Origin of the sequence: Flavobacterium plurextorum (assembly GCF_024638035.1) — a bacterium.
Classification (GTDB): Bacteria; Bacteroidota; Bacteroidia; order Flavobacteriales; family Flavobacteriaceae; genus Flavobacterium; species Flavobacterium plurextorum.
The window spans coordinates 3649353-3673991 of record NZ_CP100442.1 but is presented as its reverse complement, the minus strand read 5'-3'; the positions used below and the strand labels follow the sequence as shown (position 1 = coordinate 3673991).

The following is a 24639-nucleotide window of genomic DNA, read 5'->3' as shown; positions in this document are numbered from 1 at the left end:
CTTGTTATAAAGTCAAACTTAAATTGAAACCATAAGTAGCCGGTGAGGGCATTTGGCCTGTTTCTACACCAGGTAGAATAGTATTTCCATTCAAAGCTGCCGTTTCAGGGTCATAGATTGGAAAATCTGAAATAACTGCCAGATCTCTTCCGAAAACTGAAAATTGAACGGACTGAAGCCCTGTATTTTTAAGCCATTTTTTTGGCATTTTATACTGAAGACTTACCTCTCTTAATTTACCATAAGAGGCATCAAATGAATTTGATTCAATATTAGCCCTGCGGTAATAGCGGCCATAATACTCTGCCGTTGCTACTTTTTTTGTATTTGGAGAATAACTCCCGTCAGGGTTCTGGATTACTCCGTCTCCGATTATATACCCCTCTGCTCTTCCCATTTCATTAGAATTTAATTTTCCCTGCTCGGCAAGTTTATGGTGCGTCATCGAATAAATCTTACCACCATACTGACCGTCAATTGTCACATTCATCGTAAAGTTACCTATTGAAAAACTATTGGTCAGACCCGCCTTCCATTTCGGGCTTGCATCTCCAATATACTGTATCTCATCAGGGTAAGCCGGAAGACCGCCATTATCGTAAACAATCTTGCCTTCAGGTGATCTAACAAAACCAAAACCATAGAGCGCACTAGTGGTTCCTCCTACTTTAGCAATAATAGATGCTGTTCCTGCGGTACCTATGATCTGTTGTCCGTCTATCCCTTCAGGAAGTTCCATTACTTTATTCCAATTGCGTGACCAGTTAACATTAGCATTCCATTTAAAATTTAAGTTGTCGATAAATTTCCCGCCAAGTGATACTTCAATACCGCGATTCTTTACTTTTCCGCCATTTAATACCGCTCCGCTGTAACCAGTTGAAAAATCCATTGGTATATCAATAATCTGATTTTTGGTCATACTCTCATAAACGGTAGCATCAGCTGTAAGACGGTTGTGAAGCATTCTGATTTCAAAACCTGTTTCAAAACTGGTGGTAATCTCAGGCTTAAAATGATCATTATATAAAACAGTTACTGCCTGCGCTGAACTAGGAAAAGCACTCTGACCATAATATTTCTGTGTTTTATAAGGGTCCGTATCATTTCCTACCTGCGCAAAAGAAAGTCTGTACTTCAGATAATCTATTGTTTTAGGCAGTGAAACCATTTCAGAAACAATTAAACTTGTATTGACCGATGGATAAAAGAAAGAGTTATTTGCTACAGGAAGCGTACTGGTCCAGTCATTTCTCCCGGTAATGTCAACAAAAAGCATATCACTAAATGAGAGAGAGATCAAGCCATATAAACTGTTCATCTTTTTATAGGCATCTCCCAAAGTCAAAATAGGAGCACTTGCACCATTTGATAGTTTGTATACCCCGGGTACCACAAGACCTGTCACTTCTGCTTCTGTTCTTCTGTATTTATAATTCATCGAATTTCCTCCTGCCGAAGCTGCTAAAGAAAACCGTTGTCCAAAATCTTTTTTATAAGAAAGTAAAAAGTCGGTATTGATCTCCTGCTTAAATACATCTTGTCTTTCATAGAATCCCTTTGCGTAACGATTAATACTGTAGGGCCTTTTCTGTTCTCTGGTCTGATTATAGGTATTCATAGCAGAACGCAGCATCAGATCCAGATTTGGAGCTAAACGGATGTTGGCAAAAATGTTACCTACAATCTGATCACTGTTTAGTGTATTGGTGGCTTCATAAGCAATTAAATACGGATTATCTATAAAAGAACTAAAGGGGTGTAACTGCTGGATCTGCTCCTTGCCTTTCTCCCAGATTGGGCGGTACCAGTTAAGATCGATGTTGGGCTGCTGGAAAATCATAAAATAAGCAATAGATCCATTATTATATCCTGTAGAGGGAAGATTATCGCTGTTTCTTGTGTTGTAATTTATTGTAGATCCCAATTTTATTTTACTCGATACCTGATAATTGGCATTTACCGAAGCGGTCGTTCTGTCAAATCCCGTATTGGGCATAATCCATTCATTCTTTTGGTTGCCTAGTGAAAGGCGCATAGATCCTTTCTCATCTCCTCCCTGAATAGAAACATTATTATTGAGTGTTATTCCTGTTCTCCAAAAATCCTTACGGTTGTCTCTGTAGGGCTGCCATGGTACTCGCTCTGCAGATTGTCCCTGAAGAGTTGGGTCATATTGATAAAAATTCTGCCCAGCAAAAGCCGGTCCCCACGCGCTGCTTGTACCGCTGGTAGAAGTCCCGTCTGCGGAATTGTCATATGAATAATACTGATTGCCCTGCGCATTGGACGAATTTCCTGTTCCTTGTCCGTACTTATACTGATAATCCGGCCATCTCTGGATTTTATCAAAGGCAGCACCTGTGGTAAAGGAAATACCAAGGCCTTTATTTTTTTTACCCGATTTTGTGGTAATAATAAGGGCTCCGTTGGCAGCACGGCTTCCATAAAGTGCCGTGGCACCGGCACCTTTTAATACCGTAACAGCATCAATATCATCAAGATTAAGATCAGAAATTCCGTTTCCATAATCAATAGGGGAATCTTGTCCCATATATGCACTGCTTGATCCCGATGTGGTCATCTCTGCATTTACAGGAACTCCATCTACGACAATAAGCGCATAATTTCCCTTTGGACTTAGCGATCTGTTCCCTCTAAGGGTAATTTGCTGTGAATTCAAAGGCCCTGAGCCTGTAGAAATAATACTCAGTCCTGCAACTTTTCCCTTAAGTCCCGATGACCAGTTATTGGATCTGGCCTGGGATAAACTTTCCGATTTTACAGTTTGCTGCGAGAAACCAAGTTTTTTTTCTTCTCTTTTTATTCCCAATGCCGTTACAACAACTTCATCAAGTTCACTGCTGCTCAATTTCATTTTGATGGTCAATACCACATTATCTGCCATGACTTCCTGGGTAAGATAACCCAGATAGGAAATCGTAAGAACAGAAGAAGGCCCCGATACAGAGATTCTGAAGTTTCCTTCCATATCGCTCAGGGTACTATTTTTGGTTCCTTTCTCAAGTATAGTAACTCCCGGCATTGGCATACCACTTTCATCAAATACCCTCCCACTTAAGGAAGTCTGCATGTGTATGTTTTTTGTAACGGTAATTGTATTGTTGAGCTTTCTGAAAGATAATCCGGTTTTCTGTCCAATCTTTGAGAGTATGCCCTCTATACTTTCTTTTTCAGCATAAATGGAAACACGTTGGGAAATTCCTGACACCTTTTCATCAAAAATAAAAGTGAAATTTGTTTTCTGTTCAATAGCCTTAAAGAATTCAGTAATACTTGCATCTTTAAGATTAAGGCTGATTTGGGATTCTCTTGCGGACTGTCCCGTGGCAAATCCCTGGAAGGAAAAAAATAATAGAATCGATAAGTAAAGATTTTTCATCTTAATATACTTATTGAAAAAAAATTGTAGTTTCGTATTCATTACTATTAGGCTGTAAATTTAATTTGTAGTCTGTTTTTAATTGCCCGTTTCCGTTGCACCGAAAGCGGGTTTCTTTTTTTGGTGGTTTTTATGGTGTGTTTCTTCTTATAACGATATGTTTTTTGGTTATATAATCTATCTTTAATTGTTTTAAAAAAGCGATACTCTCCAATACATTCTCCAGCTTTTCATCTTTAAATTTTCCTGAAATATTAAGTTTCTCTAATCTCTGATCTTCAAATGTAATATCCACATTGTACCAGTTTTCAATGATTTTTGCAGTCTGGGCAAGAGTTGTATTTTTAAGTATTATAATGTTGCTTGTCCAGGCGATTCGCTCTTCACTGTCTACTTGCGAAATATTAAAATTTGCGTCTGCTGTCAAATATGTCTGCTGATTTTTGATAATATGTACCTTTCTTGCCAAAGGTGAACTTACCTCCACCTTTCCGGTTATAACACTTACTTTTGTAGGGCTTTGGTCATACGAATTTATATCAAAGGAAGTCCCCAGTACTCTGACCTTTACATCATGAGTCTGCACAGTAAAAGGTCTTTTCTGGTCATGGAATACTTTAAAGTAAGCTTCTCCGATAAGTTTAATGTTTCGTGAAGTGCCAAATTTCTCGCCATAGGTGATGCTGCTGTTGGAGTTCAGCACAACAACACTTCCGTCTTCAAGCAGAATCTCTTTTTTTTCACCCTTGGCAGCAGTCTGTGTTATTTCTTTTTCAACAAGCACAAATTTTGCAGTAGCAAAACAAACGCCAAGAGCCAGAACTAAAATTGCCGCAATTCTTAAGACTTTTTTAAGTCTAAAATTTCTTGGTTTTTTGGTTGGTATTTTTTGAAGTATCCGCTCTAAGATGATATCGCCTTTAGTATCAGATAAATCATTTAAATGATCTGATGGATATTCCTGCATCATATCAAAAAAGGCTTCGACGGCTATTTTCTCTTCAGGTGTACAGGTACCTTGTGTGTATTTCTTTGCCAGCAGCAAAAAGGTTTCTTTTTTCAAAATAAGTGCTTTTATATAGAAGTACCCATTTTTGAATTAAGCAAGTAGTTAAAAATGCAGGCTTAACGTTTTCTTAAAACAGTGTTGTTTTAGTTAACATAGAAAAAAACTGTCCAGTAAAACAGAAAATAATTGTAAGTCTTTGCATTCAAACGAAGCTCTTTAAGAGCATTGCTGATATGTTTCTCTACGGTATGGATTGAGAGGTTTAATCTTTGAGCAATTTCTGCATTAGTAAAATGATCCATGCGGCTCAGTAAAAATACTTCCCTGCATTTGGGAGTCAGCTTATTAATCTGATCCATAATACTTTTTTCAAGCTCTATATATTCAATATCATTTACAGTATGATATGGTGCAATAATACTGTCAAGGACTTCAAGATGCTCCTTGTCAAATTTTAGGTTACGGACCTGATTGGCTATTTTAAATTTTACAGCTCTGAAAAGATAAGCTTCCAAATTAAGAATGACCGTATGTCCAGAATTTTTCCAGAGACTAATAAAAATTTCCTGAACAATATCCTCACAAACAGCTTCTTCTTTATAAATTTTAAAAGCATACAGGTAAAGTTTTTTCCAATAACGATTGAAAATAATAGCAAATGCATCTTCATTTTTTTGGAAGATTAATTTCTGGAGTTCCTCGTCCGACATTTGCAAAAGATAATTTTCCATGAGAGATTTAAAATCACAAATGAAAACTAACAATTAAAAAATACCTAAGAAATCAATTTATCTTTATGTTAAATTAATACCTGCTTTACCTTTTATGATTTTTTTATATCAACTTCAGATTTGTTTGCAGATTTTTCCAAATAAGTTTTTTTACCTTAAGTATATTTAAGTGTGGTAATACTTGTATCCCTGTTCTTACTTCACTCTTTATATTGCATTGCAAGTCTAACTGTAAATATGGTTCCTTTTTCAACTATAGAATGAACTTCAATTGAACCATTATGCAAACTAACTATTTGTTTTACAACAGACAATCCTATACCATAACCATTTTGGTAATTTTTATTTTTACCTCTGTAGAATAAATTGTAAATCTGCTGTAAATCTTCTTGTGGAATACCAATTCCATTATCAGAAAAAGTCAGTATAATTCGATCGGCAGAAGCGTTTATATCTACATGGCAGGAATGATCTGAGGAGTACTTGCAGGCATTTTCCATAATATTGGAAAAAGCGATCTGTAATAAATACGGATTGCCATAGTAATTATAGAAATTAGCATCTGTATCGTCTAAGTTTTTATAACTTATACCTATTTTATATTTTGCCTCTTTCTTGTTTAAAAGGTTTAGTTTGGCGTCAACCAGAACCTCGTCTATTCGAATATTCGACATTTTTATTTGCGAAACATCATAATTAGCACGTGCAAAATCGAGTAGTGCAGTGGAAAGCTCCGATACATGATTGGCTTCTTCTAAGGCATTGTCTAATGAGACTTTATAATCATCAACGGTCTGATTGAGTTCTTTTCCAAGTTCGATTTCAGCAATTAAAATAGAAAGCGGTGTTCGGAATTCATGCGATATTGTAGTGACAAAATTTCGGTGGTTATTAAAGGATTTCTCTAATCGATTAAAGGTATCATTAAAAGTCTGCGTGAGCTCGTAAAGTTCATCTTTTGCCTTTGGAACAATTACCCTTTTGTGAAGATTATGTTCAGATATATTCCTGATTTGAAAAATAATATCTTTTAAGGGTTTTAATGTATAATAGGAAAATCCAAAACCAATTATAAATACTAATATAATCGATATAAAATATACATAAATGACATTTTTTTTTAAAGCATTGATATGATTAAGTCCGGTCACATCTATTGCCCTGCCTACGATATAATATTCTTTGTTATTGTCTGTGTACAAAATACCGCGGTATTGGTATTTTTTATCTGCCCAGTTTACAGATCGGTTCTTTTTTATAGACTCTACTATTTTTCTGTTGCCAAGGGGCTGCGTATTATCAGAGAAATAAAGATTGTAGTTACTGTCATAAATACTGATATCAGCTTCGTTGAGTACTTTTTTGTTTTTTGTATGAAGGAATTTAACCAAGTTTTTATTGATTTGGGCATCAAATATAAACTCAGCGCGCCAGGTTATTTTATAATCCAGACGATCAAAAAATTCATCTTCTCTGTTTTTTTCCGAAACAAAATACACGGTATACGCAAAAACAAATAGAATAAAAGCCGTTAAAATAGCATAAGCAAGAGCAGTACGGGTAACTAATTTCATATCTTATTGCTTAAAATAAATCCCATACCCACTTTGGTATGAATTAACTTTTGCTCAAAACCTTTATCTACTTTTTTTCTCAGATAAGCGATATAGACATCGATATAATTGGTTCCGGTATCAAAATTATTGCCCCAGACATTATCTGCTATTTCATCTCGTGTGAGCAATCTTTCCGGATTTTGCATCATAAAATGCAGGAGATTAAATTCTTTTGGGGTAAGGTTAATGGTTAATCCTTCTCTGTAAATCACTTTGGTACGCTTATCCATAACAAGATCATTATAGGTAATTTGAGAACTTTCTTCAGAAGTGCTAATTGTATCCTTTTTACGCTGAAGCAAAGCTTTAACCCGGGCATAAAGTTCTCGAATTTCAAAAGGTTTTACCAGATAATCATCTGCTCCGGCATCAAAACCTTCAATTTTTTCATCAATAGTTCCCAATGCTGTCAACATTATGATGGGGATTTTTTTTCCGGAATGGCGGATTTTTTTACAGAATGTAATTCCATCCATTGCTCCGAGCATGATATCGGTGATAATCAGTTCGAAATCAATTCTTTCTAAGAGCACCAGTCCTTCTTCTGCTTCTTCTGCAATATATACCTGATATCCCTGGCTTTCTAATCCTCGTTTGAGCAGCGCAGAAACCCGGCTGTTATCTTCCACTATCAACATCTTCATTTTTATCTCTTCCTTTTTTAAATCCGAATCAAATTTACGACAATATTTTCTTTTTCTAAAAGACTCTTCTTTCTACACTAATTGGCGAACCCTCTTATTATGCCTGATTATCAACCACTTAAAGCCAAAGCAACTCATTCTCTAATAATATTCTAAAGCCTTTCTAATACTTTTCTAATAACTCTAAGGCCAAGCTGAATCTACCTTTGTCTTGTCAAAAATAAGTAGTGATCACTACCAAACAGAATGCAAATTTTAACTATACATGAAAACAAATTATTTAAAAATTGGGATATGCATGGCGCTGCTAACGGGAGCTGTAAATACAATAAATGCCCAAAAGAAAAACGATTTTGGAAATCCTACATTAACGCATTATCTCAACGAGGAAAAAACGCGCTCGATCTCTTTTAGTGGTTATGCCGAATTATGGGCACGTTATGCAGAGCTTAATCCCGGAAGTCTGGTAAATGGCGAACAGGTTAATAGTATTTCTGACTTATCCTTAAGAAGAGTACGTGTAAAAATGGCCTACCAGCCTACAGAGAAATTTACCTTTATCTTACAAGGTGGGTTAACTAATGTAAATGTCGCTTCTAAAACAACACCTGCATTTGAACTTTTAGATGCTTATGCTGAATATAAATTTAACAATTTTATTGCTGCTGGTGCGGGCCGGTCTACCTGGAGAGGATTATCCAGATTTACTACAGGACCATTAAATACTCTCCTATACGATTTACCTTCTTATGCCACCGGAAATGCAGGTATATCTGATGAAACGGTGAGAGAATTAAGTGTTTATGCAAAAGGACAAATTGGCAAACTGGATTATCGTCTGGTTATTGCAGATCCGTACACAAATGTCAGCTCTGATCCGAAATACAATACGGCAACATTTAGCAAAACACATCCTAACAAAGATTATTCGGGTTACTTTAAATATGAATTCTTTGAATCAGAAAACAATTCTTCACCATTTCATTCCGGAACTTATAATGGTAAAAAGAAAGTACTTGCATTAGGTGCCGGTTTTGAATACATGCACAATGCGCTGTGGCATTTAGACCAAGCCAAAACTACCATAAATGATGATGAAAAAAGTTTTGCCGTTGACCTTTTCTATGATACGCCAATAAACAAAGACCGCGGTACCTCATTTAGTGCTTATGCGATGGCTATGAATAATAATTACGGACCTAACTATGTACGTTATTCCGGTGTGAGTAATCCGGCAAGTGGAGTAAATACAGCCGTTAGCAGTCTTAATGGTCCGGGTAATAATTCACCTGTTATAGGAACCGGTAATACTTACTATGTGCAAATTGGCGGTACCCTTCCTTACTTGAACAAAGACAAAAATAATTTACAATTGCAGCCTGCCGCTAGTGTGATGTTATCAGATCTTGACGGACTTCACGATAAAGCTTTGACTTATGATGCCGGTGTATCACTACTGATGAACGGTATGTCATCAAGATTGACTGTTGATGCTCAGAATCGTCCTATCTACGCCTTAAACAATGTGGGCCAGGCCGATGTATCAGACCGTAAATGGCAGTTTGTTTTAAAATACAGAATAGACTTTAATTAAAACTTTACATATGGAAAGAAGGAATTTTATTATCGCATCAGCAAGCGCCGGAGCACTTGCGCTAACAGGAGAAAATGTGTTAGCAAATACTAAAAATAAAACAGAAACAGCAATTCACCCCAAAACAGTTTATTTTCATTACCTATTATTTTGGCTTAAACCAGAACTTACGCCTGATCAGGTTAAGGATTTTCAGAACTTTTTTGAAGGCCTTAAAAAACTTCCTTATGTAAAAAATGTACGTTACGGAGGTCCTGCAAATTCTACTCCAAGACCTGTCATGGACAATTCTTTTACCTACAATGCTTCTATGGAATTTGATTCTCTTGAAGATTTAGAAACCTACGGAAAACTTGACGGACATCTTGCTCTGGTGGCCAAATACAAACCATTTTTCAACAAAATGATGGTTCACGATTCAGTTTACAATCAATAAAAAAAATAATTATTATCTTTAAATTTAATATCAAAATGAAAAATTTCTTAAAAGGATTTATCCTAATTGCAGTTCTTATGTCAGCAAACAGCAATAATGCACAAACCAGCAAAAGCGTTAGCGTAAAACCTCTGGAAGAAGTCTCAGAAATTCCTGCCTACCGTCTTATCAATAATCCTGATGGAACCAGCGCATTCGAAAAAGGTACTATTCCGTCATTAAAACACATGAATACGGCTTCGTTCTGGTACAGTAATAAAACAGAGGCCTGGGAAAAAAATGCACATCCGGCACCAAGAAAGCAATATGTAGTGACGGTAAAAGGCAAAATCAGATTCAAAGTATCTGATGGTAGTACTTTTATCATAGAACCTGGTGTTGTGTTGCTTGCTGAAGATCTTAAAGGTAAAGGCCATAGCTGGGATATGGTGGACACCGATGTTTGGGAACGCCTTTATATTCCTATTACCGAAAATTCAGATGATCTTTTTCAACCTGAAGCAAAATAAACTTAAAGGTTTTCATACAGAACTTTATGAACTAACAAGTGTGCCCTTTTGGATCTTGGATCGTTCAGGGTACATTGAGGTAATTGTGAATTCGAAAAATGAAGACCAAAAATAGTCAATTAAATATATTTTTATTTCATTAGTCCTTTTAAAGGTTGTCTTTTACCAGACAGCCTTTTTTTTATAAAGGTATTTTGTTTTTCTTCTAGGATGAACCATTACATTATATCTTTCACTATTTTTTATACGTTTTTCAACTCTTAATCATATAACAATTACCCTAGATAAATCAGGCAGAAGACATAATAAAAATGATACCTAATGAAAAGCTACTAAGAAAATTTAAAGGCAACCTTTTAATATTTATCCTGAAGGCTAACATGGTTTGAACATCTGCCAAATATAAGATCAAGCCCGCAAGGATAAAATTTTAAAATTCCATCACTAAGTCTAATGCAAAAAAAATTCTTTAAAATAAACATCTGAAAATTTGGTTAAACGTTTAACTTTATTATATTTGCCCTCAAGAAAACGTTATAGTGAAAAAAGTATCCATAAAAGATGTAGCATTAAAAGCAGGTGTATCGATCGCCTCAGTCTCTTATGTGCTTAATAATAAAACAGACAGCCGCATCGGAAAAGAAACAGCTGACAAGGTCATTAAAGCAGCCCAGGAGCTTAACTATCGTGCCAACACTGCGGCCAAAAACCTAAAAACACAACGTACCAACATCATAGGACTCATTGTAGCCGATATTGCGAATCCTTACTTTTCACAAATAGCCCGAATAATTGAAAACGAAGCCAATAAAAAAGGCTACACGCTCATTATTGGAAGTTCGGACGAGAATAAAGAGAAATTCGAAAGCCTTATTAACATGTTTTACCATCGCCAGGCCGAAGGCTTGATTATTGCGCCTGTCGAAAATTCAGAAGCCTGTCTGCAAAAATTACAAAAGCAAAATATACCTTTTGTTTTCATAGATCGTTATCTCCCAAAAATGCAGGCTGATAACATTCAGATCAATAATTACCAAATCAGCTATAATGTTACCGAGCATCTTATAGAACAGAAGCGCAAAAACATACTTCTTGTGGCTTATCAAACGATGCTGGATCATTTGATCCAAAGAACAGAGGGATTTAAAGATGCTTTAAAAAAACATAATTTACACTATACCCAAAGTAATATACTTCGTATCAATAAAGATCATATCGATCAGGATATTGACAATGGTTTCAGTACGCTGTTTGAATCAGATAGTAAACCTGATGCTATTTTTTTTACCAGTAATAAACTTGCTATATCAGGTTTAAAAAAACTTATGAAATTAGGCATTGCTATTCCAAAAGACCTTGCTATTGTGGCCTTTGATGAAACCGAGGCTTATGAACTCTTTAGTGTACCATTATCTTACGTAAGCCAGCCATTATCTGATATTGGAATTGCTGCTGTGGAGTTGCTGCACGATAAAATTACAGATCCTTTACTGCCTTTCCAAAGTATTGTATTAAGTGCCCAAATGCATATTAAGGATTCTTCGCAAGCTAAAAATTAACCACACTTTTTTATTTATCATTTTGCTTAAACGTTTAACCTTTACTGATTATGAAACAACAATCATCAACTAAATCATCCATATATTGTTATGGAGAAGTATTGTGGGATATATTTCCCGATGGAGCACGCGCCGGTGGGGCACCCTTTAATGTAGCTTACAATTTAATGCGAATGGGAATTGATGCCCATATGATAAGTCGCATTGGAGATGACAAACTCGGAAGAGATCTTATGGCGCAACTGGACAATTGGAATATAGTAACTCAAAACACACAAATAGATCGCCTATACCCTACCGGAACAGTAATTGCTAATATAGACCAGTATAATGAGGCGCATTACGATATTATCGAGCCTGTTGCCTGGGACTTTATTGAATTCAAAGAGGACTATACCGATAAAGTGCGTAATGCAGATGCTTTTGTTTTTGGAAGTCTTATCACCAGAGGTGAAGTTTCACGCAATACCCTTTTTGAACTTTTAGAGATCGCAAAATTTAAAGTATTCGATGTTAATCTAAGACCTCCTTTCTATTCCCTTGCAGTGCTTAAAGAACTGCTTTTTAAGGCCGATCTTGTAAAAATGAACAAAGCCGAACTCAGGCTTATTTTAGATTATTTATCTAAAGATTATTTGACTGAGGATGATAGCATTCGATATATGCAAGACACTTTTGATATCAAAGAAGTTCTGGTTAGTAAAGGCAGCAAAGGTGCTATATATTATAATGGGGAGAATCATTATCTGGCTCCCGCCGTACCTGTAAAAATAGCCGACACAGTAGGAAGTGGAGATGCTTTTTTAGCCGGATTCCTTTCCAGACGAATAACCAATTCACATTCTGAGGAAATCATGAAACAGGCTACAGCATTAGGTGGTTTTATTACTTCCAAAGAGGGAGCCTGCCCTTCTTACAGCCTGCATGATTTTGAAGAATTTCGCCATGAGAATCAAATGGCGTGCCATCTACTTTAACTAACTAACAACCAAATAACCTCAAAGAATATGTCACAAGCAAAATTTACCGAAAAAAAATATACTATTACCTTCATATTTGTAACCTCCTTGTTTCTGTTTTGGGCTATTGCCATTACAATGGGAGATGTACTTAACAAACATTTTCAAAATGTATTGCATATTAGCAAATCAGAATCCGGATTAGTTCAGTTATCCATTTTTGGCGCATACGCTGTTATGGGAATCCCGGCGGGGCTTTTCATGAAAAGATACGGTTATAAAAAAGGCGTTTTATTAGGGCTTCTTCTTTATGCTCTTGGTGCCTTTTTATTCATACCAGCGGCGCAAAACGAATCCTTTACTTATTTCAGGGTAGCCTTATTTATACTCGCCTCGGGTCTTGCCACTCTTGAAACTGTTGCTCATCCTTTTATAGCATCCCTGGGGGATGAACGCACCAGCGATCAGCGCATTAATTTTGCTCAGTCCTTTAACGGATTAGGTGCTATAATCGGACCTCTTTTAGGTGGATTTTTTATACTCAATACCAAAGGGGCTGAAGGTCTGGAATCCGTTAAAACATTATACATGATCATTGGGGGCGTCATACTTATCATAGCACTTGCTTTTTGGTTTGTAAAAGTTCCAACCCTAAAAGATCCACATGGCGGGCATTCAGAAAATACAGCTGATATGCAGGGTACAGATGTAATACCTAATGCTCCTTTGTACCGTCAACGTCATTTTATGTGGGCCGTAGCGGCGCAGTTTTTTAACATCGGAGCCCAAGGTGGTACATGGGCTTATTTTATTAATTATGGAGTCGAAAAAACGGGTCTTGCAGACAATCAGGTTGCTTATTATTTTTCACTGAGTATGGCCATGATGATGGTGGGGCGTTTTATTGGAACTTTTTTAATGCGCTATATAGCTCCTAATAAACTCCTTGCCCTATACAGCATTTGCAACATGGTTCTTTGTATTGTGATCTCTCAGAGTTTTGGATGGGTTTCCTTTGCTGCACTAATTATGTTGAATTTCTTTTTAAGTGTTATGTACCCGACTATTTTTAGTCTTGGCCTGAAAAAATTAGGAAATAAAACCGAACAGGCTTCTTCTTTCTTGGTAATGGCTATGTTTGGCGGTGCGGTGTTCCCTCCTATTATGGGCTTTGTAGCCAATACCAACATCGCTTATGCTTACCTGTTACCTATCGTTTGTTATGTAGTGATCCTTTTATTTGCTACAAAATATTACAAACCCAAAACATTAGGTATACAAGCTAAAGTTCTAAAGCAAATCAGTATATGATATCCAATGTTTTTTGCAAGTTTATAACGGCAGCTATTTTGCTATTGTGTACCCTTTCTGCCCATAGTCAGATTGTCATCAAAAACAAAAATTTCTCATTTGGAACTACCGGCAGAATAGGATTTGGTTATTCTGGGGACATTGAAGGCCATACAGGGAGGCAGCTGAATCTTTTGAACCAGGGTTCTCTCGGGGGGAGAATGGATCAGGGGGATTATGTCGATTTACTGCCTTCCTTTCATTTTACGCCTGTCACTGCCAATAATGAAGCTACAGAAATTGACTTTCAGGTAAGATTGGCATTTTATTCCTCCAATGGTACCTTTTTAGGAAATGTAAACACGGGCTCTACAGATGGTATGATTGTGAGTCTGCCCGAAGCTTTTGTAGAAGCCCGAAATATTGTAGGAAGTCCCTGGACTGTATGGGCCGGAGCAAGATACATGCGCTATGATGATGTGCATATTGCCGATTATTTTTATTTTGATGATCATTCTTCACAGGGATTTGGTATAAAATATAAGAACTCATCCTTCTCCATGTTTTTCCCGGCAGCGATAGATACAACATCAACAAGTGTTACGCCTCCTTATTCCTATTCTAATATTATCTCGGGAAGTAAAAACCTTACTTACCGTCAGCGTGAGGTTATGGTAGCCGAGCAAAGTGTTATAGTATCAAAAAAGCATATTATAAAATTACTGGCAGAATACCATCATGTTCCGGCAGTGCGAAAAAATGCAGATCCGGCCTTTGCTTCTGACAATGGATTTGTGGCGGGAATTAAAATAAATTCTGAACTTGAGACAAGGAAAACCGGGTCTTTTAATCAGTTCGCTATTCGTTATGGAACAGGAATCGCTAATGGCGGGGATAATGGAAACACACTAACCTGGAGAACTTTTGGAGCGCCAAATGCGGATGACCAAACCTACAAGGGTGCTTACTCTTTTACGATGGTAGAACATCTTATGCTCAATCTTTCAGACAGGATAAGTATTAACCCTTACGGGGTTTACACACAAAGCAAAGGCGGAGCTGATACCAACGGTAAAGCGCTCGATTTTTACAACAGGAGTATTTACAATTATAAAACGGATCTGGCCTTGGGTACCAGAGTCATTTATTATCTGACCAATTGGTTTCATCTGGTCTCTGAACTGCATTATACGGCACGAAAAGACAGTGATAACCCAACAGCTTCAATGATCAAGTTTGCCCTGGCCCCTACTATTGTCCCTACTGCCGAGCGTAGTCCGTGGGCCAGACCACACATAAGATTTATCGCCGAAGTATCGCGTTATAATGACTATGCCAAAAATGCCATGTACTCTCCATTTTTGCAACAAGCCGGACAAAAAAGATTCGGGACTTATTTTGGTGTTCGTACAGAGTGGTGGGTATTTTAATTTAAATAAAAAAAGAAGATGAAAATAAAATTCGGGGCTTCGCTCCTTTCCTGGATAACACCTTTGTGGAGCGCTGAGGCTGGACATTACGCGATAAAAAAAACAGCCCAAACCGGTTTCGACCTGATCGAAATCCTATTGCCTGATAGTATGGACTTTGATGCGCAAACAGTAAAAAAACAACTCAGAGAAAATAACCTCGATGTTACCTGCTCACTCAATCTTCCCGCAGCAGCACATATCCCATTTTACCCTAAAGAAGCTTTAACACTCATTTGCAAAGCACTTGATAAAACAGCTGCTTTGGATGCTGTTTTTTTAGGAGGTGTATTACATGGTGGTATTGGGGTGTTTACAGGAAATCCTATTACTGATAATGAAAAACAAATTATTGTCGATGTTTGGCAAGAGACCGCACTTTATGCACAAAATCTTGGGATAACAATTGGCATCGAACCGATAAACCGCTATGAAAGTTATCTCTGTAATACTGCGGCAAATGTTCTGGAACTCATTCAAAAAACAAATTCACCTAATCTTACCGTTCATCTTGATACTTTTCATATGAACATTGAAGAAACTAATTTTTATGATCCTGTTATAGCATCAGGCAAATTGCTAAAACATATGCACATTACCGAGAGTAACCGCGGTATGCCCGGAGAAGGAACTGTTAACTGGGATGCACTCTTTAAAGCCCTTAAAGATATTGATTTTGAGGGTAATCTTGTTCTGGAGAATTTTTCCTCGACTGTCCCCGGCATGCAGCAGGCCGTTTCCTTATGGCAGACATCCTTACATAATGCCGAAGAGTTAGCCCTGGGAAGTCTTGAATTTATTAAAGATAAAACAGCCAATTTAAACAATTAATCAAAAATTTGATTCCATAAAATTGATCTATTTTTAGAAAAACTAATTAAACTTTTATAATGGTCACATACACTTAACATCTAATCTATATTTTGCTCTTTGGTTTGTTAAAATAATCTATTCTCTAAACGGATAACAATGTTTTTTTATTCATTAATTTAAGAATTAAAAAAAGGCAATATTTAACTTTAGATACCACAAAGCCATCATTAACCCTTCATTATAAATTAAATATAGATAATGAAAAGGGCTTATTTTGCACTGCTCAGACAGCTTAAATTTAGCCCCTTAAGACCTCAGCATTAATAACTACGTTTTGTTAATAATTCGTTAATATTCTAGCTTTTTAATTGTTCTAAATTCGCACAAATTAAACCAAATAACACTAGAATGAAGAAAATTATTTTTATTTTGATTATTTTTTTATCAGCCTTAAGTCATGCTCAAGTTACGGGCTCCGCTATGTCAGGAACTGTTAAATCAAACAAGGGAGAGGCACTACCAGGTGCAACAGTAGAAATTGTTCACAAACCCACTGGAACAAAATACTTCTCTACTACAAATTTTGACGGTGGATATGCTGCCCAAGGTTTAAGACCGGGAGGTCCTTACACTCTTAAAGTAACTTTCATTGGTTACAAAACAACAGAAATTACTGAAATTAACGTTGGTCTGGGTAATAACCTAACTGTAAATGTTACAATTGATGAAGAACAAAATGCCCTTGAGGAAGTAGTCATTTCCACAAAATCTAAAGGAAATTTTAATAAAGGAAGAACTGGTGCTTCTCAACAGTTTTCAAATAGAGAAATCACTGCAGTTCCGGTATTAGGAGCGCGCTCAATAAACGCTGTTACAAAATATAATGCCAATGCGGGTGCAAACGGAACTTTTGGTGGTCAGGACTCAAGATTAAACAATTTTACAATTGACGGTTCTGTATTCAATAATGGTTTTGGTCTTGGATCAGACTCACAAGCAGGAGGTAGAACTGGTTCTACTGCAATTTCATTAGATGCAATTGAGCAGTTACAAGTAAATATTGCTCCTTATGACGTTCGTCAATCCGGATTCTTGGGTTCAGGTATTAATGCAGTAACAAGAAGTGGAACAAACCAAATCGAAGGATCTGTTTATACTTCTACCAGAAGCAACAAGAAAGATTTTATCGGAACTCATGCCGGAGATGTAAAAATCAAACCGGGTAGATTTGAAGAAAAAATTTGGGGAGCTCGTATTGGAGCGCCAATTATTAAAGATAAATTATTCTTTTTTGGGAATTTTGAAACTATTGACAATACAAGCCCTGCTACAAACTTTACATCTACAGGTTCTCCACAATCAAGTGGCCAGATTTCTTTGCCAACTTATACTGAAATGCAGACTCTTTCTAACTTCATGAAAGACAAATTTGGGTACACTACAGGTCCATGGGAGAATTACGATTCTTCAAAAGAATCAAAAAAATTCTTAGCCAGAATTGATTGGAATATCAATAATAATCATAAGCTTACTGCTCGTTATGTATTTCATAATTCCTCTTCTGATCAGTTAACTTCTAATTCAAATTCATTAGGTTTTGGTAACAGAACTAATAGTGTATTAGCAATGTCTTTCCAAAATAGTGGATACACCATTTTAGATAATACAAGATCTATTGTATTGGAATTAAATAGTCAATTAAGCAATTCTTGGCACAACAACTTCATTGGAGGTTATGACAAACAAATTGAAGACAGAGGTTTAATCGGTGGTGGTTTATTCCCAACAATTGATATTAAACAAGGTGCTGCTACTTATATTTCAGTTGGTTTAGATCCTTTTACTCAAGGAAACAAACTTACTTACTCGACATTACACTTTACAGATAATTTGACTAAAACTATTGGAAAACACTCTTTAGTATTTGGTGCAAACTTTGAATATTTCAAATCTAGTAACTTATTCTTCTCAGGATCAAACGGAGTTTATGTATTTAACTCTTTAACTGATTTTTATGCTGCAGCAAATGAGTCTGCCGCAAATGGTGGTGCTCCATCAAGTGCTACTACTACTTCACCTGCACGTTTTCAATACAGATACTCTGCATTGCCCGGTGGTGCAGACCCAATGCAAATTTTAAAATCTAACAAATTAGATTTATATGCGCAGGACGAAATGAAATTGAGCGACAGATTTAAATTAACAGTTGGTTTAAGAGCTTCAAGAGTTTGGTATGGAGATACAGCATTAGAAAACCCTACAGTTACTGCTATGACTTTTGCTAATGGCGAAAAATTTAATACTGGAATAATGCCTGATGCAGCATACTTATTTGAGCCTAGAGTTGGTTTCAACCTTGATTTAAATGGAAACGCTTCCACAATAATCCGTGGAGGTTCAGGGGTATTTACAGGTAGATCTCCGGGTGTATATTTATCAAATCAAATTGGAAACAATGGTGTACTTACAGGATTTGTTGATGTGAGTGGTCCTGCTTTAGCTGCGGGAGGATATGGTTTTACACCAAAACCAGCGGATTACTTTACTCCAGCGACACCTACAGCTCCATCTTCTTATGATTTATCTTTTAATGATAAAAAATTCAAATCTCCTCAGGTTTGGAAAACTACAATGGCTGTTGACCAAAAACTCCTTTTTGGATTTACAGGTACAGTTGAAGGTATACTTCAAAAAAACATTAACGCTATTAGCTATTACAATGCTAACTTTGACGCTCCGGTTGGAATATTCACTGGTACTGACAACAGACCAAGATATTCCCGTAATGATGCTGGAACTCGTGTAAATGATAATGTTTCAAACGGGATTGTTTTAACAAACTCCGATGAAGGATATTTTTATTCTACAACATTTAAATTAGAATATCCTTACCAAAGAGGTCTTTGGGGGTCATTCGCCTATACACACTCTAATGCTACAGACTTAATGTCTCCAGGATCAGTTGCTTCAGGTTCATGGACAAGTGGAAGATCTGTAAATGGAAATAATAATTTAGTGGTTTCTAATTCGAATAACAATACACCAAATCGTTTAGTTGGGGTTATTGGATACAGAATTGAATATGGTAAGGGTCTTGGAGGTGCAACTTCTATCAACTTAGGTTATATTGGAGAACAAGCTAGTCCGTTTTCTTATACATACAGCGGTGATATGAATGGTGACAGAGTTAATGGTAACGATTTAATTTATGTACCAAAAAATGCGTCTGAACTTAGTTTTACTGCTCTTCCAGTATCAAGTACTGTAAACGGTGTTACAACTTCAAGAACTTATACAGAAGCTGAACAAAGAACTGCATTTGACGCTTATATTGATCAGGATAAATACCTTCGTACCAGAAGAGGTCAATATGCTCAAAGAAATGAGTCTGTTTTACCAATGCTACACAGATTAGATTTATCTATTTCTCAAGATATATATATTAAAATAGCAGGTAAAAAAAATACTTTGCAATTCAGGGCTGACATCTTGAACTTTACAAACATGATAAACAAAGACTGGGGCGTTTCACAAAGAGCAACAAATGCAAGTGTTTTAGCGTATTCTTCTACATCAGGTGCTAACAAGCCTATTTATACACTTGCTACACAAACAGATCCTAATGGAAATAAATACTTAATCAAAGATACTTTCCAAAAAAACACATCTACTTCTGATGTTTGGCAAGCGCAGTTTACACTTAGATACATATTTGGAAATTAGTTGATTTCTAAATAAGTTACAATAAAAAACCTATTTCATCATGAAATAGGTTTTTTTATTTATCTCTTAAAGTTTTTTTAACCAGATCTTTATCCAAAGTTAATACTTCAAATATACCTTGTAATATAAAAGAGACAACTCAAAAGTTGTCTCTTTCCAAAATTCTTTTTTTTTTAAACTATTTTTTAGATTTCTTCAGTGAGTCAATATTATTGTTTTACTTAATTAAAAGTTTTTTCACAATGTTAAACCCTTTTGCTTTTAAAGTAATCAGGTAAATACCTTTATAAAGATTTGAGGTATTGATCTCATATATACTCCCCCATTACTTCTACTTGCTTTAGAAGCTGTCCGTTTATATTGGTCAATTGTAAAAGGGATTTACTGCTGAGAAACAAAACCTTCGCAACACAAAACTTTAATTTTCAATATAACTATTTTCTAGTTTAAGAATTCAAAGAAATTATTGCAAAAAAGACAAGTGGCTAAGCAAAATCTACCTTAGCCACTTGTCTTTTTTTCTTTTCATATCCACAGTGATCCTGTTTATGGAATCAATATAATATTTATGACTAAAATTTACTGGGTTTGCACGAAAACTTTTTTTTCCAGTCCGACTCCCGTAATTGTTAATTTTTTCCAATTTTTAGGCAATGTCGATTTTACTTGTTTGATTCCACCACCTGTGTCAATATCTAAACCTCCAAATCCCATCATTACGGCTTGCAGAACACCTCCTGCACCTGTGGCAAAATAAGGATTTGTCCCCCCTTTGCATTCGGCAATGACTCTGAAAGGAGGATTCAGATTAGGTTGGTAAGCATCCTTGAACCAGTGATAAGCCTTGTCACTATCTCCTAATCGACTGTACAATAATGAAAATATAGCTTGTGTCATCGCTGGAGTATCAGAATGTGGAATTTTAGTTTCATAGAATTTTAAATCTCTCACGATCTGCTCTTTATCAGTTATAATCTTCAATGGATATGCCAAAAGATTGACATCAGCTTGTTTAATGTTCTGATCTGTATAACTATCATGCTCTCTGGTTACTCCATTGCTCATGGTAGAAATTGGAATTTTATCCGCAATCAAATTCCACTGCTTGGGAACGGTAATTCCCAGTACAGATGCACATTTAGATGCATACTGCAAATTTCGGATAGCAGTCCCGTTCGTATAGGTATTATTGTCAATATTCTCGGCCCACTCATCTGCAGCAACTACATTCTTTATTTCATACGCTCCTTTATCATTCTTCTCTACACGACTAGCCCAAAATTCAGCTGTGGCTTTTAATATCGGCCAGCCTTTTTCTTTTAGCCATTCTTTGTCTGAACTAACAAGATAATATTGCCAGGCAGCTATGGCCACATCTCCGGTGATATGATGTTCAAATGCTCCTGTTAGAGCATTAACGGGAGTTTCTTCAAATCCTGAGTCCGCACTTTCCCAGGGATACATTGCACCCTCGTATCCATATAAAGCAGCTTTTTTACGAGCAGCATCCAACCTTTGAAAACGATACTCAATCATGCTTTTTGCGATTTCAGGATGCAATATGAGCATTGGAGGAAACATCCACATTTCGGTATCCCAAAACACATGACCATTATATCCCAGTCCACTGAGTCCCATAGGAGATGGAGAAAGAGATGTGTTTTTTCGGGTAAAGCAATAAAGATGATACAGCATACTTCGTACATCTTGCTGCGCCTGAGGATCTCCTTCTATTTGTATATCACTCTCCCATAGTTTATTCCACTGCTGTATATCCTTATTTAATAATCTTGTCTTACCTTCCAGTGCAGCATAGATAGTCAAACGTTCAGCTTCATTATAAGGATCTTTAATGTGATCTGATGATATTAAACTACCGATCAGGGTAAAAGAATAAGTCTGACCTGCTTTTAGTTTTTTATCGAAAGACATACCGTGCATATCAGTATCGTTCATCCTGTGCAGGATCTCAGGCTGTTCTTTTTTTCCTTCTTCAAAAAGGAATGTATTTGAAACGGCTATCTTGGATTTTCCTGTGGGTGTGTACCCTACTGATGTTAATAATGGTATATTGACATGAGCATTGGTTATGTTTTGAAAATAATTCTGCTGATTATTAAGCGAAGCAGGAGTTTCCAAAAGATTCTCGACGTTAATATCGACATCTTTTTGTGCATTTATATTGATTACCATCACCACACAGTGAGGAAGATGACGCAGCGCATAATAGGAATAAGTTACAGCTGCAACATCTTTAAAGTCAAACCAACCGCTGAATGCTCCATTTTGCATGTTCAACTCTTGTTTGAAATTCTTGATATTGTGAGCCTCTACCGTTTCACCATTAAAAGCTAATTTCATATTGAGCAAATTGTAGTTTGGAATAAAGTTACTGACTCTTCCCCGTTTATAAGTATCATATACTCCTGCCAATACGACTTCCTTTACTTTCAAAGGTTCAGGTGACGAGATTATTCCAATGACACCGTTGGCTACAGTTGCTCCGTAGTAATTACCCCGGTCTGGTTTCTCAACCGAAAGTTTCCACGGATTCTGACTATACAAATAATTAGTGCTGCATAAAATCAAAAAAGAAATAGTAAAAATATGTATGCATTTTTTCATTTTATCTAAGTTTAATAATTCAAAAGTTAATATAAAACATAAAGATCGCTGTTGTTTATTGAAACAACAACGATCTTTGATAAGAAGAACTAATTGATTAAAGTTTCTTATTTATTAGAGCTTTTCAGTTCTTTTGTTTGAGTATTTTCAGTGACAGGATAAAAACTTATAGCATATCCACCGCCTGGAGCCGAATATTGTGTCAGTTTAGATTTACTTGTTACAGAAATTTTTCTAATAGTGTAAGCCTGCGGATTCGTTTTATAATGTGCATCTTTAGTATCAGCATAAATTGTAGCGGTATACTTTTTACCTTTTTCAAGAAAACTAAGGTCAATATTCGATACACGAGGAGTTTCTCCATTTACATTACCTACAAACCAATTGTCTGTTCCTTTTGCTTTTCGGGCAACCGTGATATAATCTCCTGGTTCAGCTTCTAAATATTTACTCTGATCCCAATCAATTGCAACATCTTTAATAAACTGAAAAGCATCAGAGAATTTATTATAATGCTCTGGAAAATCTGCCGCCATTTGCAATGGGCTGTACATCGTGACATATAACGCAAGCTGATTTGCCAACGTGCTGTTTACATGCGATTTGTTATCGGGATTAAATTTACTAATGTCCATCTCGAAAATACCCGGAGTATAGTCCATTGGACCACCTATTAATCTGGTAAAAGGCAGAACCGTAACATGGTTTGCTTTAGAACCTCCAAAAGCCTGATATTCTGTCCCTCTTGCTGCCTCATTCCCTATTAAGTTAGGATAGGTGCGGCAGATACCCGTTGGACGGACAGCTTCATGGGCATTAACCATAATTTTGTAATCCGCAGCTTTTTCAACTGCGTATTGATAGTGATTTACCAGCCATTGATTATAGTGATTCTCTCCATTTAAAATATTCCCAACATAGCCGCTTTTTACGGCATCATATCCGTTATCTTTCATAAATTGATAGGCTTTATCCATGTGGCGTTCATAGTTGCGAACAGAACCTGAAGTTTCATGATGCATAATCATTTTTACACCTTTGGCTTTAGCATATTCATGTATGGCTACAACATCGAAATCAGGATACGGCGTAACAAAATCAAAAACAAAATCTTTAGAATGTCCAAACCAATCCTCCCAGCCTTCATTCCAGCCTTCAACTAATACACCGTCAAAACCATTCTTTGCAGCAAAATCAATATATTTTTTTACATTGGCAGTAGTTGCACCGTGTTTGCCATTAGGTTTTGCTTTTGAAAAATCGGTAACACCAAGCTGAACCGACGGAAATTCATCTGTATACGACCATGAACTTTTCCCGGTAATCATTTCCCACCAAACTCCAACATACTTCACTGGTTTTATCCAGGAGGTGTCCTCTATTTTACAAGGCTCATTTAAATTAAGCGTCATTTTGGATGCCAGTATAGAGCGCGCATCATCACTTACCATTATAGTACGCCAAGGCGTTGTACAGGGTGCCTGCATGTATCCCTTATCTCCTTTGACATCAGGTGTCAGCCAGGATTCAAAAATCAAATTTTTATCATCTAGATTCAGGTGCATACAGGAGTAATTGATAAGTGCCGCTTCGTGTAAATTAATATACAACCCATCGGCGGTCTTCATCATTAAAGCGGTTTGTACACCTGTGGGAGAAAAACCGGTTTGTGCCAAATTCTCCGTACGGGACTTTTCAGAAAGACCTCTTATCTCAGATAATTTTGATTTTGTATAATCATATTCCTGTGTATCATAATCACCCGGAATCCAAAAGGCTGTATGATCACCTGTCATTGCAAATTGTGTTCTTTCTTCCTTAATTACAAAATAGGTAAGATTTTTTTGAGTAGGAAATTCATAACGAAAACCCAGACCTTCATCAAACAAACGAAAACGAATAATCATTTTTCGATCCGTTTGTTTTTGGTTTAAAGTTACAGCCAATTCATTATAATGATTACGAATTAAGGCTACTTCTCCCCAAACAGGTTTCCAGTTTTCATCAAAAGCACTTGTTTTAGTATCTTCTACTTTAAAATCATTTAACAGAGATTTATCATCGTTTTTAAGTGCCAGACCCAGCTTACTTGGTTTTATAACCTCTTTACCTTTATAAGTCAGTTTATAAACCGGAGTTCCATCAGTCTGAAGGGAAAAATTCATGGAAAAATTGCCATCGGGCGATTTTAACTCTTGTGCCTTGGCGGTAAAAATACCGAACCATAAAATAGCTGCTAGAAAAAAGTGTTTCATTGTG

At 36.4% G+C, this 24639-nt stretch carries 17 protein-coding genes; 9 read left to right on the top strand and 8 right to left on the bottom strand.

The window, feature by feature from the left end:
• Positions 1-4 precede the first annotated feature (4 nt).
• The 5 genes from NLG42_RS16265 to NLG42_RS16245 form a co-directional block, all read right to left on the bottom strand.
• The gene (locus NLG42_RS16265; RefSeq protein WP_257681584.1) at positions 5-3403 is read right to left on the bottom strand and encodes a SusC/RagA family TonB-linked outer membrane protein; all 3399 of its coding nucleotides are present in this window, start codon (positions 3401-3403) and stop codon (positions 5-7) included.
• A gap of 130 nt (positions 3404-3533) precedes the next feature.
• The gene (locus tag NLG42_RS16260; protein WP_131423866.1) at positions 3534-4466 is read right to left on the bottom strand and encodes a FecR family protein; all 933 of its coding nucleotides are present in this window, start codon (positions 4464-4466) and stop codon (positions 3534-3536) included.
• Positions 4467-4555: 89 nt separating this feature from the next.
• Positions 4556-5143, bottom strand: coding sequence for an RNA polymerase sigma factor (locus NLG42_RS16255; protein WP_131423869.1), 588 nt, complete (start codon positions 5141-5143; stop codon positions 4556-4558).
• Between the two features lie 200 nt (positions 5144-5343).
• Positions 5344-6717, bottom strand: a complete 1374-nt coding sequence (locus NLG42_RS16250) for a HAMP domain-containing sensor histidine kinase (protein WP_131423871.1) — start codon at positions 6715-6717, stop codon at positions 5344-5346.
• Complete coding sequence (locus NLG42_RS16245; protein ID WP_131423873.1) at positions 6714-7403, bottom strand: response regulator transcription factor; 690 nt, start codon at positions 7401-7403, stop codon at positions 6714-6716. The genes NLG42_RS16250 and NLG42_RS16245 overlap by 4 nt, the downstream gene beginning before the upstream one ends.
• Positions 7404-7668: 265 nt before the next feature.
• On the opposite strand from NLG42_RS16245, the gene NLG42_RS16240 reads away from it, so the two are divergent.
• From NLG42_RS16240 to NLG42_RS16200, 9 genes are all read left to right on the top strand, one after another.
• Entirely contained in the window at positions 7669-8997 is a 1329-nt protein-coding gene (locus tag NLG42_RS16240) for a hypothetical protein (RefSeq protein ID WP_131423875.1), read from the top strand.
• A gap of 10 nt (positions 8998-9007) precedes the next feature.
• A complete protein-coding gene (locus NLG42_RS16235; RefSeq protein WP_131423877.1) occupies positions 9008-9433 on the top strand; it encodes a Dabb family protein in 426 nt (141 codons plus the stop codon).
• A gap of 35 nt (positions 9434-9468) precedes the next feature.
• On the top strand, positions 9469-9942 hold the full coding sequence (locus NLG42_RS16230) for a cupin domain-containing protein (RefSeq protein ID WP_257681583.1): 474 nt from the start codon (positions 9469-9471) through the stop codon (positions 9940-9942).
• Between the two features lie 539 nt (positions 9943-10481).
• Positions 10482-11501 carry a LacI family DNA-binding transcriptional regulator gene (locus tag NLG42_RS16225; protein WP_131423879.1) on the top strand — a complete coding sequence of 340 codons (1020 nt, stop codon included), beginning with the start codon at positions 10482-10484 and terminating at the stop codon, positions 11499-11501.
• Between the two features lie 50 nt (positions 11502-11551).
• Positions 11552-12478, top strand: coding sequence for a carbohydrate kinase family protein (locus NLG42_RS16220; protein WP_131423881.1), 927 nt, complete (start codon positions 11552-11554; stop codon positions 12476-12478).
• A gap of 30 nt (positions 12479-12508) precedes the next feature.
• Positions 12509-13771: a sugar MFS transporter gene (locus NLG42_RS16215; RefSeq protein WP_131423884.1), complete on the top strand. Its 1263-nt coding sequence runs from the start codon at positions 12509-12511 to the stop codon at positions 13769-13771.
• Positions 13768-15180: a carbohydrate porin gene (locus NLG42_RS16210; RefSeq protein ID WP_257681582.1), complete on the top strand. Its 1413-nt coding sequence runs from the start codon at positions 13768-13770 to the stop codon at positions 15178-15180. The genes NLG42_RS16215 and NLG42_RS16210 overlap by 4 nt, the downstream gene beginning before the upstream one ends.
• Before the next feature lie 18 nt (positions 15181-15198).
• Complete coding sequence (locus NLG42_RS16205; RefSeq protein WP_131423888.1) at positions 15199-16050, top strand: sugar phosphate isomerase/epimerase family protein; 852 nt, start codon at positions 15199-15201, stop codon at positions 16048-16050.
• Positions 16051-16440: 390 nt separating this feature from the next.
• Positions 16441-19755 carry a TonB-dependent receptor gene (locus tag NLG42_RS16200; protein ID WP_257681581.1) on the top strand — a complete coding sequence of 1105 codons (3315 nt, stop codon included), beginning with the start codon at positions 16441-16443 and terminating at the stop codon, positions 19753-19755.
• A gap of 217 nt (positions 19756-19972) precedes the next feature.
• On the opposite strand, the gene NLG42_RS24520 is transcribed toward NLG42_RS16200, so the two are convergent.
• The 3 genes from NLG42_RS24520 to NLG42_RS16190 all read right to left on the bottom strand — a co-directional run bounded on the left by NLG42_RS24520 (position 19973) and on the right by NLG42_RS16190 (position 24635).
• Positions 19973-20062 carry a hypothetical protein gene (locus NLG42_RS24520; RefSeq protein WP_413614446.1) on the bottom strand — a complete coding sequence of 30 codons (90 nt, stop codon included), beginning with the start codon at positions 20060-20062 and terminating at the stop codon, positions 19973-19975.
• 272 nt (positions 20063-20334) lie between these two features.
• Entirely contained in the window at positions 20335-22380 is a 2046-nt protein-coding gene (locus NLG42_RS16195; RefSeq protein WP_257681580.1) for a glycoside hydrolase family 65 protein, read from the bottom strand.
• Positions 22381-22487: 107 nt separating this feature from the next.
• Positions 22488-24635, bottom strand: a complete 2148-nt coding sequence (locus NLG42_RS16190; protein WP_131423894.1) for a glycoside hydrolase family 97 protein — start codon at positions 24633-24635, stop codon at positions 22488-22490.
• Positions 24636-24639: the final 4 nt, after the last annotated feature.